At 53.7% G+C, this 16,554-nt stretch carries 10 protein-coding genes; 7 read left to right on the forward strand and 3 right to left on the reverse strand.

The features are described from left to right. Positions 1-11: 11 nt before the first annotated feature. The 3 genes from cydC to trxB all read right to left on the reverse strand — a co-directional run bounded on the left by cydC (position 12) and on the right by trxB (position 4,583). Complete coding sequence (cydC, locus tag OGY37_RS14175) at positions 12-1,733, reverse strand: heme ABC transporter ATP-binding protein/permease CydC (protein ID WP_126318686.1); 1,722 nt, start codon at positions 1,731-1,733, stop codon at positions 12-14. Further along, entirely contained in the window at positions 1,734-3,500 is a 1,767-nt protein-coding gene (gene cydD, locus OGY37_RS14180) for a heme ABC transporter permease/ATP-binding protein CydD (RefSeq protein ID WP_003831887.1), read from the reverse strand. Between the two features lie 114 nt (positions 3,501-3,614). Next, complete coding sequence (trxB, locus tag OGY37_RS14185) at positions 3,615-4,583, reverse strand: thioredoxin-disulfide reductase (RefSeq protein ID WP_003831889.1); 969 nt, start codon at positions 4,581-4,583, stop codon at positions 3,615-3,617. 547 nt (positions 4,584-5,130) lie between these two features. Here trxB and lrp point away from each other — a divergent pair. From lrp to dmsB, 7 genes are all read left to right on the forward strand, one after another. Beyond that, the gene (lrp, locus tag OGY37_RS14190; protein ID WP_002439523.1) at positions 5,131-5,625 is read left to right on the forward strand and encodes a leucine-responsive transcriptional regulator Lrp; all 495 of its coding nucleotides are present in this window, start codon (positions 5,131-5,133) and stop codon (positions 5,623-5,625) included. Positions 5,626-5,759: 134 nt separating this feature from the next. Beyond that, positions 5,760-9,782: a DNA translocase FtsK gene (ftsK, locus tag OGY37_RS14195; protein WP_286621042.1), complete on the forward strand. Its 4,023-nt coding sequence runs from the start codon at positions 5,760-5,762 to the stop codon at positions 9,780-9,782. A 111-nt stretch (positions 9,783-9,893) separates the two neighbouring features. Continuing rightward, complete coding sequence (gene lolA, locus OGY37_RS14200) at positions 9,894-10,505, forward strand: outer membrane lipoprotein periplasmic chaperone LolA (RefSeq protein WP_003831898.1); 612 nt, start codon at positions 9,894-9,896, stop codon at positions 10,503-10,505. A gap of 10 nt (positions 10,506-10,515) precedes the next feature. Beyond that, entirely contained in the window at positions 10,516-11,859 is a 1,344-nt protein-coding gene (gene rarA / locus OGY37_RS14205) for a replication-associated recombination protein RarA (protein WP_063940625.1), read from the forward strand. Between the two features lie 92 nt (positions 11,860-11,951). Next, positions 11,952-13,244 (forward strand): serine--tRNA ligase, encoded by a 1,293-nt coding sequence (gene serS / locus OGY37_RS14210; protein ID WP_003831902.1) that lies wholly within the window; start codon positions 11,952-11,954, stop codon positions 13,242-13,244. A 236-nt stretch (positions 13,245-13,480) separates the two neighbouring features. After that, complete coding sequence (gene dmsA / locus OGY37_RS14215; RefSeq protein WP_149281410.1) at positions 13,481-15,925, forward strand: dimethylsulfoxide reductase subunit A; 2,445 nt, start codon at positions 13,481-13,483, stop codon at positions 15,923-15,925. A 10-nt stretch (positions 15,926-15,935) separates the two neighbouring features. Beyond that, positions 15,936-16,553 (forward strand): dimethylsulfoxide reductase iron-sulfur subunit DmsB, encoded by a 618-nt coding sequence (dmsB, locus tag OGY37_RS14220; protein WP_003831905.1) that lies wholly within the window; start codon positions 15,936-15,938, stop codon positions 16,551-16,553. The last annotated feature ends 1 nt before the right edge of the window (position 16,554 follow it).

Consider the following 16,554-nt stretch of genomic DNA (forward strand, 5'->3'; position numbering starts at 1 on the left):
TCAATAATAGCTTACAGACGTTGCTTAAACTGGTAATAACGCCCCTGCCGGGCTAACAAATCTGCGTGATTACCTTGCTCAATAATGTGTCCGTTGTCCATCACTATTATTTGATCAAAACGTGACAAGCCGCGCAGACGATGTGTCACCATCAGTACGGTTTTATCGCGCATGACATCGCCAATTAATTCAAGCATTTGGCTTTCTGTTGTGGCATCAAGCCCTTCGGTCGGTTCATCCAGCAGCATCAGTGGGGCATCGTGCAATAAGGCGCGGGCGATAGCCAGACGACGGAGTTCGCCGCCAGAAAGCTGACGACCGCCTTCGCCTAACCAGGCATTGAGTCCATCACCCTCTAGCAGTTTGTCCAGACCGACGCGGCACAGCATTGCGGATAATGTGTCATCACTGGCGTGCGGTGCTGCCAGCAGCAGGTTATCACGCAGCGTCGCGCTGAACAGGTGCACGCGCTGTGGCACGACGCTGATGCTCTGGCGCAGCATGGCTTCACTGAGGGCTGAAATCGGCTGCTCATTAATCAGAATTTCGCCGTGCTGCGGATCCCATGCGCGGGTCAGCAATTGTAGTAACGTTGACTTACCGCAGCCGGTGCGACCGAGAATCGCAATGTGTTCACCGGGCTGAGCCTGCAGCGAAAGGGTGTCGAGCGCTTTTTGTGCTTGCCCCGGATAGCTGAATGAAACATCGCGTAGCGTGAGAGTGACCTGCTCAGAAACTGGAGAACTGGCATCCGGGAAGGTGACTTCTGGCTGCTGTTCGGTCAGTTCGGTGATGCGTAGCGCAGAGGCAATAACCTGTCCGAGATGCTGAAACGCGCCGGTGACGGGTGCTAATGCTTCAAACGCGGCCAGCGCACAGAAGACAAACAGCGCGATCAGCGCGCCAGGCTGGGTATTGCCACCCACGCCGCCGGAGGCCATCCATAACATCACAACCACTGCCAGTGCGCCGACTAACAGCATGACCGCCTGTGATAGCGCCGTTAATTCAGACTGACGTCGTTGGGCTTCATGCCACTGCAACTCGGTGGCTTCCATTTGGGCGCGGTAACGTTCACTGGCGCCAAAGATGGTCAGTTCAGCCTGGCCCTGCAGCCAGGATGTTAACTGCTGACGATACTGCCCACGTAAATGCGTCAAGCTTTGCCCGGTGCTTTTACCTGCCTGATAAAAGAGTGGGGGCAGGATAAATAAGGTCAGCAGCATAATACCGCCGAGAGTGATTGCCAGCGTGAAATCGAGAACGCTTAGCCCCAGCGTGACCACCATGATGACGACAAAAGCGCCCACAAGCGGGGAGAGCACGCGCAAATAGAGATGATCGAGCGTGTCGACATCTGCCACTACGCGGTTAAGCAATTCACCTTGTCCATAACGGGACAGGCCAGCAGGGGAGAGCGGCAGCAGTTTGCTGAAGGTATAAATACGCAAATGTTGCAGCACGCGGAACGTCGCATCGTGGCTGACCAGCCGCTCGAAATAGCGGCCCGCGGTTCGGGTGATTGCCGCACCGCGTACCCCGGCAGCAGGGAGCATATAGTTAAAACTGTAAATTCCGGTGACACCCACCACAGCAGAAGCCGACAGGAACCAGCCGGAAAGCGTCAGCAAACCAATACTTGCCAGCAGTGTGACGATCGCCAGAACGATCCCCAGGGTTAACATCCATTTGTGACGTTTATACAGCGTCAGATAAGGTAGCAAAGCGCGCATTTAGATGTCCTCCTGACGATGAGCCAGTAATGTCGCAAACGCCCCGTTGGCTGCGCTAAGTTCGGCATAAGTGCCTTGTTCAACGATCTGTCCGTCCTGCATCACCCAGATAACGTCCCAGTCGGCAAGATCTTCAAGTTGGTGTGTCACCATCAGCGTGGTCTGGCGGCGTGACGCTGCTTTCAACGCCTGCATCACGCGTTGTTCGCTGTGTGCATCAAGGCTGGCGGCGGGCTCGTCAAGCAGCAACAACTGACATGGATTGAGTAAGGCGCGAGCCACGGCAACGCGCTGCGCTTGTCCGACAGAAAGTCGAGCAGCCTGATCGCCTACTGGTGTATCCACACCCTGTGGCAGAAGTGGTAAAAACTCACTGACCCAGGCGCTGTCGAGTGCGGCCTGCAGCTGTTCTTCGCTGGCATCGGGGCGAGCGAGCAGCACGTTATCGCGTAACGTGGCGGCAGGGAGCTGCGGATTTTGTCCAACCCAGGACAGCTGTTTGCGCCAGCAATCAGGCGACAGGTCGCGCAGCTCAAAGCCGTTAATCCGCAGCGAACCCTGATAAGAGAGAAAACCGGACAGGACATTGAGCAACGAACTTTTGCCGGAACCGCTGCGGCCAACCAGCACCGCGCGTTGGCCCGCTGGCAGGGTAAAGTTGAGCGGACCTGCAAGCACTTTACCTTCCGGCGAGGTGATGACCAGATCTTCTGCTTCAATTGAAACTGCGTCTTTTGTTGTCAGCTCAATATCGCCACGCTCAGGATGTGCAAGCGGGGTTTCCATGAAGGTTTTCAGACTATCCGCGGCACCAACGGCTTGCGCTTTGGCGTGATAAAACGTGCCCAGATCGCGCAGGGGCTGGAAAAATTCCGGCGCCAGAATGAGCGCGAGGAAGCCAGCAGCCAATGTGACGCCTGTCCCGTAGTGACCAAAATCGAGTTCACCGAGGTAGGAGAAACCGAAGTAAACCGCGACCAGTGCGATGGACAGGGAGGTAAAGAACTCAAGGACACCGGATGACAGAAACGCCAGGCGCAGGACTTCCATGGTGCGCTGGCGGAAATCTTGTGACGCTGCGCGGATGCTTTCTGTTTCAGCTTCACCGCGACCAAAGATTCTTAGCGTCTCCATACCCCGCAGGCGATCGAGAAAATGGCCACTGAGGCGAGCAAGAGCCTGAAAATTGCGGCGGTTAGCGTCGGCTGCACCCATACCAACCATCGCCATAAACAACGGGATCAGCGGGGCAGTTCCAAGCAGAATAAGGGCGGCTACCCAGTTTGACGGGAATACCGCTGCCACAATCAATAAGGGGACGCATACGGCCAGCGCCATTTGCGGCAGATAACGTGCATAGTAATCATGCATGTCATCAATCTGTTCCAGGATTAGCGTAGCCCAGCTCCCGGCTGGTTTGCCTTGTATCCAGGCGGGACCTGCTTGTTGCAGACGGTCAAGCACCTGGCGGCGAATCTCAAAGCGGATATGTTGGCCAGCATGAAACCCGACGCGTTCGCGTAACCAGACGACCCATGCTCGCAGGATGAAAATCAATACCAGCACAATGAAAGGGAGCAGAAGCGCCTCTCTGGGGATATTGTCCATGATCATATGGTCGAGAATTCGGGCCATGAGCCAGGCCTGAGCGACAATTAACAGGCCGCTCACGAACCCCAACAGGCGTGAAATGTTCAGCCATCGTTGGGAAATTACACTTTGCTGTTTTAACCAGCGGGTCAGCTCTTTTTGACGGGTTTTATTCATTGCACGCTTAGCAGGTGAGTTATTGGAATTTTTGGGCAGGACAATGTTACAACGAGGCAAAAATAAAGGCGACTTATAGTCGCCTTTTTTACTTTTGTTACTGATTTGTAAAACTTATTTGCAAGCGTCTGCCAGACCGTCGAGATAACGCTCTGCGTCAAGCGCAGCCATGCAACCGGTGCCTGCTGAAGTGATCGCCTGGCGATAAATATGGTCCATCACGTCACCGGCGGCGAATACACCCGGAATGCTGGTTTGGGTGGCGTTACCATGAATACCGGACTGAACTTTGATGTAGCCATTTTCCAGTTCAAGCTGACCGTCGAAAATGGCGGTATTCGGGCTGTGACCGATAGCGACAAACAGCCCTGCAACGTCAAGTGACTCGACGTTGTCAGTGTTTTGCGTATCGCGCAGGCGCAGTCCGGTTACGCCCATTTGATCGCCGGTCACTTCTTCCAGTGTGCGGTGGGTATGCAGCACGATGTTGCCGTTTTCGACTTTATCCATCAAACGCTTGATCAGGATTTTCTCGGCGCGGAAGCTGTCGCGACGGTGAATCAAATGCACTTCAGATGCGATATTCGCCAGGTACAGCGCTTCTTCAACAGCAGTGTTGCCGCCGCCGATCACCGCAACTTTTTGATTACGGTAGAAGAAACCGTCGCAGGTCGCGCAGGCGGAAACGCCACGGCCTTTGAAGGCTTCTTCTGAAGGCAGACCCAGGTAGCGTGCTGACGCACCGGTGGCGATGATCAGTGCGTCACAGGTGTATTCACCGCTGTCGCCGGTCAGACGGAAAGGGCGGTTTTGCAGATCAACTTTGCTGATATGATCAAAAATAATTTCAGTTTCAAATTTGGTCGCATGTTCGTGCATGCGTTCCATCAGCAATGGGCCTGTGAGATCGTGCGGATCGCCAGGCCAGTTCTCCACTTCTGTTGTTGTGGTCAACTGACCACCTTTTTCCATACCGGTAATCAGTACCGGTTGCAGGTTCGCGCGTGCAGCGTAGACCGCAGCGGTATACCCCGCAGGGCCAGAGCCCAGAATAAGAAGTTTACTGTGTTTGGTTGCGCCCATGAGATCCCCATAGTTGTTAGCAGGCAATGAGCAGGATTGTAGGGAATTTACAGGCGTAAAAAAAGAGTATGGCGATTTTGTTAACAATATGTGTAATAGCGGGAACCGATGAACGGCAGAATTAGTCGTAATACTATAACGATTTCTACTTAAAATCGGTCAGTTATAAGGTGATAAAATGACGATTTTCCATCACTGCGAATGAATAACTGGCATGTTGTACTAAAAATCGATGTTTTGCTTTGACAATCCCCTGCTGTTTTGCGAAAACATTCAAGGAAGAAAAAAACTGTGTCATGTATGTGCTGCATAATCATGCATGTAGATACCATGTTTACCGTGTTAGCGAAATCTACGCATGGTGTGGACAGATGCCATTCGTGATGTCGATAGCCGCCGACAGGCAACGGTCTTCTCACCATAAACCCAGACATTGCGAACCGAAAATCCCTCTGGGTTGCGGTTTATCTTGATGGGTAGCGACTCTGAACAGTGATGTTGGTAGAGTCAGGCAGGAGTAGGGAAGGAATACAGAGAGACAATAATAATGGTAGATAGTAAGAAGCGCCCTGGCAAAGATCTCGACCGTATCGATCGTAACATTCTTAATGAGCTGCAAAAGGATGGGCGTATTTCTAACGTCGAGCTTTCTAAACGTGTGGGACTTTCACCAACGCCCTGCCTTGAGCGTGTGCGTCGGTTGGAAAGACAGGGTTTTATTCAGGGCTATACAGCGCTGTTAAACCCGCATTATCTGGATGCATCACTTCTGGTTTTTGTTGAGATTACTCTGAATCGTGGCGCCCCGGATGTGTTTGAACAATTTAACTCTGCAGTACAAAAACTTGAAGAAATTCAAGAGTGTCATTTGGTTTCCGGTGATTTCGACTATTTGCTGAAAACACGCGTACCGGATATGTCAGCATACCGTAAGCTGTTGGGGGAAACCCTGCTGCGTCTGCCTGGCGTGAATGACACACGTACTTATGTAGTAATGGAAGAAGTCAAACAGAGCAATCGTCTGGTAATTAAGACGCGCTAACACGGAACAGGTGCAAAATCGACGCAGTTTGATTACACTCCTGTTAATCCATACAGCAACAGTGCCGGGGCAACCCGGTGCTGTTGTCCGTTTTAGCATCGGGCAGGAAAAGCCCGAAACCTGGAGAGCCGTTTTTGAGCCAGGAATACACCGAAGACAAAGACGTCACATTGACGAAGTTAAGCAGCGGGCGCCGACTTCTGGAAGCGCTACTGATCCTTATTGCCCTTTTTGCCGTCTGGTTGATGGCTGCCTTACTCAGCTTTAACCCTTCGGATCCCAGTTGGTCGCAAACCGCGTGGCATGAGCCTATCCATAATCTGGGCGGAATACCTGGAGCATGGCTGGCGGACACGCTGTTCTTTATTTTTGGCGTCATGGCCTACACTATCCCCGTCATCATTGTCGGTGGCTGCTGGTTTGCCTGGCGACATCAGGCCAGCGACGAATACGTCGATTATTTTGCCGTCTCGCTGCGCATTATTGGCGTTCTGGCGCTGATTCTCACTTCCTGCGGGCTGGCCGCAATTAACGCCGATGACATCTGGTATTTCGCCTCTGGCGGCGTGATCGGCAGTCTGCTCAGCACCACGCTACAACCATTGCTGCACAGCAGCGGCGGCACGCTGACGTTGTTGTGCATTTGGGCTGCGGGATTAACGCTGTTCACCGGTTGGTCATGGGTGAGCATTGCGGAAAAACTGGGCGGCTGGTTACTCAATATCCTGACGTTTGCCAGCAATCGTACCCGCCGCGACGATACCTGGGTCGATGACGAAGAATATGAAGACGAAGAAGAGTCTGTCGACGCCGCTGATGGCAAACCCCATGAATCGCGCCGAGCTCGTATCCTGCGCGGTGCGTTAGCGCGCCGTAAACGTCTGGCTGAGAAATTTACCAACCCGCTTGGTCGTCATACCGATGCGGCGCTGTTCTCCGGCAAACGCATGGATGATGAAGACGAAATTGAATACAGCGCCCGTGGCGTGGTTGCCGATCCTAATGATGTGCTGTTTTCCGGTAATCGCGCGACGCTGCCTGAATATGACGAACTTGATCCGCTCCTTAACGGCCACTCGGTGACCGAGCCTGTAGCTGCAGCAGCTGCAGCTACAACGGCCGCTCAGGCCTGGAGCGCACCGGTTGATCCGTTGCTGCAAACGTCTCCCGTGACCAACACTGTTATGGAGCAACCGGTCCCAACTGTGGCCTGGCAACCCGTGCCTGGCCCGCAAACCGGTGATGCCGCGATTGCACCAGCGCCTGAAGGTTATCCGCAGCCAGCCCAGTACGCGCAACCTCCGGTGCAGCAGCCGTATGAGCCATGGCAACAGCCGGTTGTGGAGCAGAGTCCGCAGCCGCAATATTACGCACAGCAGCCCGTTGAACCTGTTTATACGCAGCCTGTCGCGCCGCAGCCGGAACCTGTTTATCAGCCGGAGCCCGTGCTGCAACCTGTCTATCAACAGGATCCGACCTCTCAACAGAACGCCGTATTCCAGCAGCCTGCTTATCAGCCGGAGCCTGTGCAGCAACCTGTTTATCAGCAGGATCCAACTTTTCAACAGAGCAACCCGTTCCAGCAGCCTGTGGTTGAACAACCGCCGGTGGTGGAACCTGAGCCCGTGGTTGAAGAAGTTAAACCGACTCGTCCGCCGCTTTATTACTTTGAAGAAGTCGAAGAGAAACGTGCGCGTGAGCGTGAGCAACTGGCCGCATGGTATCAGCCGATTCCAGAACCTGCTCAGGAGCCTGAGCGTGTTAAGCCGTCTACGCCATCAATGCCGACGACTACATCCATACCACCCGTTGAGTCTGTTGCTGCCGTTGCACCGCTGGCCGCTGGCGTAAAAAGCGCCGCGTTAGGGGCAGGTGCCGCTGCCGCAGCTCCTGTCTTTAGCCTTGCAGGCAGTGGTACGCCGCGTCCGCAGGTGAAAGAGGGCATTGGCCCGCAGTTGCCGCGGCCGAATCGTGTGCGCGTGCCTACTCGTCGTGAGCTGGCGTCATATGGCATAAAACTGCCGTCACAGCGTATGGCTGAAGAGAAAGCGCGCGAAGAGCAGCTTGATACAGATGCGTACAGTGACGATGAAATGGATGCAATGCAGCAGGACGAGCTGGCACGTCAGTTCGCTCAGTCGCAGCAGCATCGTTATGGCGAAGAGTATCAGGACGATACCCACCAGACTGATGACGAAGATTCAGCCGCAGAAGCGGAGCTTGCTCGCCAGTTTGCTTCTTCTCAGCAGCAGCGTTATTCCGGTGAACAGCCTGCCGGAGCGAATCCGTTCTCCCTCAATGACTTTGAATTTTCGCCAATGAAAACGCTAGTGGATGAGGGTCCGCATGAGCCGCTGTTTACGCCTGGCATAATGCCGGAGCCCGCGCCGCAGTACCAGGAACCAGTTGCGCCGCAGCAGCATTATCAGCAGCCAGCGCAGCCAGTTGCACCGCAGCAGCACTATCAGCAACCGGCACAGCCAGTTGCACCACAGCAGCACTATCAGCAACCGGCACAGCCAGTTGCACCACAGCAGCATTATCAGCAACCGGCACAGCCAGTTGCACCACAGCAGCATTATCAGCAACCAGCGCAGCCTGTTACACCGCCGCAGGATAGTCTGATCCATCCGCTGCTGATGCGTAATGGGGATAGTCGTCCGGCGCACCGTCCAAGCACGCCGCTGCCATCGTTAGATCTGCTCACGCCGCCGCCGAGCGAAGTTGAGCCGATAGATACGTTCGCACTAGAACAAATGGCACGTCTGGTGGAAGCGCGTCTGGCGGATTTCCGCATTAAAGCCGATGTGGTGAACTACTCTCCTGGCCCGGTGATTACCCGCTTTGAGCTTAATCTGGCTCCAGGGGTTAAAGCGGCGCGTATTTCTAACCTGTCACGAGATCTGGCGCGTTCATTGTCGACCGCGGCGGTACGTGTGGTCGAGGTTATTCCAGGCAAACCGTATGTCGGACTGGAGTTACCGAACAAAAAACGTCAAACCGTTTATCTGCGTGAAGTGCTGGATAACGCTAAATTCCGTGATAACTCATCTCCGCTGACTGTGGTGCTGGGCAAAGATATTGCAGGCGAACCGGTGGTGGCCGATCTGGCTAAAATGCCGCACCTGCTGGTGGCAGGGACAACCGGTTCCGGTAAGTCTGTTGGGGTGAACGCCATGATCCTCAGCATGCTGTACAAAGCGCAGCCGGAAGACGTTCGCTTTATCATGATTGATCCGAAAATGCTGGAACTTTCTGTTTATGAAGGTATTCCACATCTGCTGACTGAAGTTGTGACCGACATGAAAGATGCCGCCAATGCCTTGCGTTGGAGCGTCAATGAAATGGAACGTCGCTACAAACTGATGTCGGCGCTTGGCGTGCGTAACCTTGCCGGTTATAACGATAAGATTGCTGAAGCCGCCCGTATGGGACGTCCGATTCCGGACCCATACTGGAAGCCGGGCGACAGCATGGATGTTCAGCATCCGGTGCTGGAAAAACTGCCGTATATCGTGGTGTTGGTGGATGAATTCGCTGACCTGATGATGACCGTTGGCAAAAAGGTGGAAGAACTGATCGCTCGTCTGGCGCAAAAAGCGCGTGCGGCGGGGATCCATCTGGTGCTGGCAACCCAGCGACCATCAGTTGACGTTATCACCGGTCTGATTAAAGCGAACATCCCGACGCGTATCGCCTTTACAGTGTCCAGTAAAATTGACTCGCGTACCATCCTTGACCAGGGCGGCGCGGAATCGCTGTTGGGTATGGGTGACATGCTTTATTCTGCACCAAACTCGACGATCCCTGTACGTGTACACGGCGCCTTTGTACGCGATGAAGAAGTTCACGCGGTGGTGCAGGACTGGAAAGCGCGCGGCCGTCCACAATACGTTGATGGCATTACCTCTGACAGCGAAAGCGAAGGCGGCGGTGGCGGCTTTGATGGTGGCGAAGAACTGGATCCGCTGTTCGATCAGGCGGTGAACTTTGTTACTCAGAAACGCAAAGCCTCAATCTCCGGCGTCCAGCGTCAGTTCCGTATCGGTTACAACCGAGCGGCGCGCATCATCGAACAGATGGAAGCGCAGGGAATAGTCAGCGAACAAGGGCATAATGGTAATCGTGAAGTGCTGGCTCCGCCGCCCTTCGAATGATTGCAAAGTTAAGTAATTCAGTATTTTCTACTTTCCTCATGCTGATTTTTGGCCTGAAATGGATAGCAGAGGGATCTCCCCGTTGGGAGTGACGTATTTTGAGGAATAACGATGAAAAGAATCGCAATCACCTGTGCATTACTGTCTAGCTTTGTGGTGAGCAGCGTCTGGGCTGACGCTGCCAGCGACCTGAAAAGCCGTCTGGATAAAGTCAGTAGCTTCCATGCCAGCTTTACTCAGAAGGTCACGGACGGTAGCGGCGCGGCGGTGCAGGAAGGTCAGGGCGACTTATGGGTTAAACGCCCTAATCTGTTTAACTGGCATATGACGCAGCCTGACGAGAGCATCCTGGTTTCCGATGGTAAAACGCTGTGGTTCTTTAACCCGTTTGTTGAGCAGGCGACTGCGACCTGGTTGAAAGACGCCACGGGTAACACGCCGTTTATGCTGATTGCGCGTAACCAGGCCAGCGACTGGCAGCAGTACAACATTAAGCAAAACGGCGACGATTTCGTGCTGACGCCAAAAACCAGCAGCGGTAACCTGAAGCAGTTTACTATCAATGTTGGGCGGGACGGGACGATCCACCAGTTTAGCGCCGTTGAGCAAGACGATCAGCGCAGCAGCTATCAGCTGAAATCTCAGCAGAATGGTGCGATTGAACCTTCGAAATTCACCTTTACCCCGCCGCAAGGTGTAACGGTTGACGATCAACGTAAGTAGAGGCGTGTGAGTGAGCAATCTGTCGCTCGACTTTTCTGATAATACCTTTCAGCCACTGGCCGCGCGTATGCGGCCAGAAAATTTAGCGCAGTACATCGGCCAGCAGCATCTGCTGGCTGCGGGTAAACCCTTGCCGCGCGCCATCGAGGCCGGGCACCTGCACTCTATGATTTTATGGGGTCCTCCGGGGACGGGGAAAACCACGCTTGCCGAAGTTATTGCCCGTTACGCTAACGCCGATGTTGAACGAATTTCGGCAGTTACCTCTGGTGTAAAAGAAATTCGTGAAGCGATTGAGCGTGCGCGTCAGAATCGTAACGCGGGCCGGCGTACGATCCTGTTTGTGGATGAAGTTCACCGTTTTAATAAAAGCCAACAGGATGCGTTTTTACCGCATATTGAAGACGGTACCATCACGTTTATTGGCGCAACCACTGAAAACCCCTCGTTTGAGCTGAACTCGGCGCTGCTGTCGCGTGCGCGCGTTTACTTACTGAAATCGTTAACCACCGACGATATTGAACAGGTGCTGGACCAGGCGATGTCAGACAAAGCGCGGGGTTACGGCGCCCAGGATATCGTACTGCCTCCAGAGACGCGTCGGGCGATTGCTGAACTGGTGAATGGCGACGCGCGGCGAGCGCTGAATACGCTGGAAATGATGGCCGATATGGCCGAAGTTGATGATTCTGGCAAGCGCGTATTGAAGGCCAAGTTGCTCACTGAAATTGCCGGTGAACGCAGCGCGCGTTTCGATAATAAAGGCGATCGCTTTTACGATCTCATCTCCGCATTACACAAATCGGTTCGCGGCAGCGCCCCGGATGCGGCACTTTATTGGTATGCGCGCATCATTAGTGCAGGTGGTGATCCGCTGTATGTTGCTCGTCGCTGTCTGGCAATTGCCTCTGAAGATGTGGGCAATGCCGATCCTCGCGCCATGCAGGTGGCAATTTCCGCATGGGACTGCTTTACCCGAGTGGGACCCGCGGAAGGTGAACGAGCGATTGCTCAGGCGATTGTTTATCTGGCCTGCGCGCCGAAAAGTAATGCGGTTTACACCGCCTTCAAAGCCGCGCTGGCTGATGCCCGCGAACGTCCGGATTACGACGTGCCGGTCCATCTGCGCAATGCGCCAACTAAGCTGATGAAAGAAATGGGCTATGGTCAGGAGTATCGTTACGCCCATGATGAACCAAATGCCTATGCCGCCGGAGAAGAGTACTTCCCGCAGGAAATGGCACAAACGCGCTATTATCACCCCACAAACAGAGGTCTTGAAGGCAAGATTGGCGAAAAGCTCGCCTGGCTCGCCGGACAGGATCAAAATAGCCCTATAAAACGCTACCGTTAGTGTTATCGTTGCGGTAATGTTGTCCCTGTATCCCTGTGACCGCAGGCTGTGGTCACTTTCTCCTATTTTAATTCGATAAGCACAGGATAAGCATGCTCGATCCCAATCTGCTGCGTAATGAGCCAGACGCAGTCGCAGAAAAACTGGCAAGCCGGGGCTTTAAGCTGGATGTAGATAAGCTGCGTGCTCTTGAAGAGCGTCGTAAAGTTCTGCAGGTACAAACTGAAAACCTGCAGGCAGAGCGTAACTCTCGATCGAAATCCATCGGCCAGGCAAAAGCGCGCGGGGAAGATATCGAGTCTTTACGTCTGGAAGTGAACAAACTGGGCGAAGAGCTGGATGCCGCGAAAGCTGAACTTGATACCTTACAGGCCGAGATCCGCGACATTGCGCTGACCATTCCTAACCTGCCAGCGGACGACGTTCCGGTGGGTAAAGATGAAAATGACAACGTTGAAGTCAGCCGTTGGGGTACTCCGCGTGAGTTTGATTTCGAAGTGCGCGATCACGTTACCTTGGGTGAAATGCACACGGGTCTTGATTTTGCCGCTGCGGTTAAGCTGACCGGCTCTCGTTTCGTCGTGATGAAAGGGCAGATCGCGCGCATGCACCGTGCGCTGTCTCAGTTCATGCTGGATCTGCATACCGAGCAGCATGGTTACAGCGAAAACTACGTTCCGTATCTGGTTAACCATGACACGTTGTACGGAACAGGGCAACTGCCGAAATTTGCTGGCGATCTGTTCCACACCCGTCCGCTGGATGAAGAAGCTGACAGCAGCAACTATGCGCTGATCCCAACGGCAGAAGTTCCGCTGACCAACCTGGTTCGCGACGAAATCATTGACGAAGATGCGCTGCCGATCAAAATGACCGCGCATACGCCGTGCTTCCGTTCTGAAGCAGGTTCTTACGGTCGTGATACCCGTGGTCTGATCCGTATGCACCAGTTCGATAAAGTTGAAATGGTGCAGATCGTTCGCCCGGAAGACTCTATGGACGCGCTGGAAGAGATGACCGGCCATGCCGAGAAGGTTCTTCAGCTGCTGGGCCTGCCGTACCGTAAGATCATCCTGTGCACAGGCGACATGGGCTTCGGCGCATGCAAAACGTACGATCTGGAAGTGTGGATCCCGGCGCAGAACACCTATCGCGAAATCTCCTCTTGCTCCAACGTGTGGGATTTCCAGGCTCGCCGTATGCAGGCGCGTTGCCGCAGCAAATCCGACAAAAAGACCCGTTTAGTACATACGCTGAACGGTTCCGGTCTGGCGGTTGGACGTACGCTGGTTGCGGTGATGGAAAACTATCAGCAGGCTGATGGCCGTATTCAGGTTCCGGAAGTGTTACGCCCGTACATGAATGGCCTGGAATTTATCGGCTAAGCTACCTTTCTTTGCTAAAAAAGCGCCTTAGGGCGCTTTTTTTATGCCCGTTTGACGTCGGACAATAACGCCTACCTCCATAGGAGTAATACTGCCTTCGAATGAAAGTCAGTATTTATCTCTGTCTTTTCGCAAATTCGGTATCTACCAGTCTGTATATCGACATATACGCTATATAAAAATCTACATAACGAGTATTTCTCTTTTGTTTATTGTGAGCAGCAGAGTGAGCCACTATGAAAACTAAGATCCCCGATGCCATGCTGGCAGCTGAGGTTAGTCGCCGAGGTTTGGTGAAAACGACGGCGATAGGCGGACTGGCGGCGGCCAGTAGCGCGTTTACCCTGCCATTTACCCGTATTGCAAATGCTGCAGAAGCCCTTAATCCGACACAGGCCAATGAGAAAGTCATATGGAGCGCGTGTACGGTGAACTGTGGTAGCCGCTGTCCTCTGCGTATGCACGTGGTAGACGGTGAAATAAAGTATGTTGAAACCGACAACACCGGTGATGACAACTATGACGGCTTGCACCAGGTACGCGCCTGTCTGCGTGGTCGCTCCATGCGTCGTCGCGTTTATAATCCCGACCGTCTGAAATACCCGATGAAACGCGTCGGTAAACGTGGTGAAGGGAAATTTGAGCGCATCAGCTGGGATGAAGCCTACGACATCATTGCCAGCAATATGCAGCGTCTTATCAAAGACTACGGCAACGAGTCTATCTACCTGAACTACGGCACAGGTACGCTGGGCGGCACCCTGACACGCTCCTGGCCGCCAGGCAAAACGCTGGTAGCACGTCTGATGAACTGCTGTGGCGGCTACCTGAACCACTACGGTGACTACTCTTCAGCGCAAATCGCTGCCGGGTTGAACTACACCTACGGCGGCTGGGCAGACGGTAACAGCCCGTCCGACATTGAAAACAGCAAGCTGGTGGTTCTGTTCGGGAATAACCCAGGTGAAACCCGTATGAGCGGGGGTGGGGTAACCTATTACCTTGAACAGGCGCGACAGAAATCCAATGCCCGCATGATCATTATCGATCCTCGCTACACGGATACCGGCGCGGGTCGTGAAGATGAGTGGATCCCGATCCGCCCAGGTACCGATGCGGCATTGGTGAATGGTCTGGCGTATGTGCTGATCACCGAAAACATGGTTGATCAACCGTTCCTTGATAAATACTGCGTGGGTTACGACGAGAAAACCTTACCGGCCGACGCACCGAAAAACGGTCACTATAAGGCGTATATTCTTGGGCAGGGCAAAGACGGTATCGCCAAGACCCCGGAATGGGCAGCGCAAATTACCGGTATTCCTGCTGAACGAATCGTCAAACTGGCCCGTGAAATCGGTAGCGCTAAACCGGCATATATCAGTCAGGGGTGGGGACCGCAGCGCCATGCTAACGGTGAAATAGCGACCCGTGCCATTTCTATGCTGGCAATCCTTACCGGTAACGTTGGGATTAACGGCGGCAACAGTGGGGCGCGTGAGGGCTCATACAGTTTGCCGTTTGAACGTATGCCTACGCTGGAAAATCCAGTCGAAACCAGCATCTCTATGTTTATGTGGACGGACGCCATTGAGCGAGGTCCGGAGATGACGGCGCTGCGTGACGGTGTTCGTGGTAAAGATAAACTCGATGTTCCGATTAAGATGATCTGGAACTATGCCGGTAACTGTCTGATTAACCAGCACTCTGATATCAACCGCACACATGAAATCCTACAGGATGATAAGAAGTGCGAGATGATCGTTGTCATCGACTGTCATATGACCTCCTCGGCGAAATACGCGGATATTTTGCTGCCGGACTGCACCGCTTCGGAGCAGATGGACTTCGCACTGGATGCCTCCTGCGGAAATATGTCGTATGTGATTTTCACCGATCAGGCGATCAAACCACGCTTCGAATGCAAGACTATCTACCAGATGACCAGTGAGCTGGCGAAACGCCTTGGTGTTGAGCAGCAGTTTACAGAAGGTCGTACTCAGGAAGAGTGGATGCGTCATCTGTACGAGCAGTCGCGAAAAGCCATTCCTGAACTGCCAACGTTTGAAGAATTCCGCAAGCAGGGGATCTTTAAACAGCGCGACCCACAGGGACATCACGTGGCCTACAAGGCGTTCCGTGAGGATCCTAACGCCAATCCGCTGACCACGCCGTCAGGTAAGATCGAAATTTATTCGCAGCAGCTTGCCGAGATCGCGTCAACCTGGGAACTGCCGGAAGGTGATGTGATTGATCCACTGCCGATTTATACCCCAGGCTTTGAGAGCTTAAACGATCCGTTGGTGGAGAAATTCCCTCTGCAGTTGACCGGCTTCCACTATAAGTCTCGCGTCCACTCGACCTATGGCAACGTGGATGTTCTGAAAGCATCCTGCCGTCAGGAAATGTGGATCAACCCGATGGATGCACAGCGACGCGGCATTAACAACGGCGACAAGGTGCGCATCTTTAACGATCGTGGTGAAGTGCACATCGAGGCGAAAGTAACGCCGCGTATGATGCCTGGCGTGGTGGCATTGGGCGAAGGGGCGTGGTATGACCCGGACGCAAAACGCGTGGACCAGGGCGGTTGTATTAACGTCCTGACGACCCAGCGTCCGTCTCCTCTCGCGAAGGGGAACCCATCACACACGAACCTTGTTCAGGTTGAAAAGGTGTAAGGAGTAACCGATGACAACCCAGTATGGATTTTTTATTGATTCCAGCCGTTGCACCGGTTGCAAAACCTGCGAACTGGCGTGCAAAGATTTCAAAAATTTAACCCCTGAAGTCAGCTTTCGCCGCATTTATGAGTACGCGGGCGGTGACTGGCAGGAAGACAACGGCGTCTGGCATCAGAACGTCTTTGCCTATTACCTCTCCATTGCGTGTAACCACTGTGAAGACCCGGCCTGTACCAAAGTGTGTCCGAGCGGTGCGATGCACAAACGTGAAGATGGCTTTGTCGTTGTCGATGAAGATGTGTGCATCGGCTGTCGCTATTGCCACATGGCCTGTCCTTACGGCGCACCACAGTATAATGCTGACAAAGGACATATGACCAAATGCGATGGTTGCCATGAGCGCGTCGCTGAAGGTAAGAAACCTATTTGCGTCGAGTCCTGTCCACTGCGTGCGCTGGATTTTGGCCCAATTGATGAACTGCGCAAAAAACACGGTACTTTGGCTGCGGTTGCGCCATTGCCGGGCGCGCACTTTACCAAACCGAGCATTGTTATCAAACCTAACGCCAATAGCCGCCCGACCGGCGATACCACAGGTTATCTGGCTAATCCGAAGGAGGTGTAAG

Source organism: Citrobacter sp. Cpo030 (assembly GCF_030333005.1).
GTDB classification, from domain to species: Bacteria; Pseudomonadota; Gammaproteobacteria; order Enterobacterales; family Enterobacteriaceae; genus Citrobacter; species Citrobacter portucalensis.

What these genes read in the sequence shown, in the direction of transcription:
- cydC (WP_126318686.1), bottom strand. Translation starts at nt 1,733, where the DNA reads ATGCGCGCTTTGCTACCTTATCTGACGCTGTATAAACGTCACAAATGG.
- cydD (WP_003831887.1), bottom strand. Translation starts at nt 3,500, where the DNA reads ATGAATAAAACCCGTCAAAAAGAGCTGACCCGCTGGTTAAAACAGCAA.
- trxB (WP_003831889.1), bottom strand. Translation starts at nt 4,583, where the DNA reads ATGGGCGCAACCAAACACAGTAAACTTCTTATTCTGGGCTCTGGCCCT.
- lrp (WP_002439523.1), top strand. Translation starts at nt 5,131, where the DNA reads ATGGTAGATAGTAAGAAGCGCCCTGGCAAAGATCTCGACCGTATCGAT.
- lolA (WP_003831898.1), top strand. Translation starts at nt 9,894, where the DNA reads ATGAAAAGAATCGCAATCACCTGTGCATTACTGTCTAGCTTTGTGGTG.
- serS (WP_003831902.1), top strand. Translation starts at nt 11,952, where the DNA reads ATGCTCGATCCCAATCTGCTGCGTAATGAGCCAGACGCAGTCGCAGAA.
- dmsA (WP_149281410.1), top strand. Translation starts at nt 13,481, where the DNA reads ATGAAAACTAAGATCCCCGATGCCATGCTGGCAGCTGAGGTTAGTCGC.
- dmsB (WP_003831905.1), top strand. Translation starts at nt 15,936, where the DNA reads ATGACAACCCAGTATGGATTTTTTATTGATTCCAGCCGTTGCACCGGT.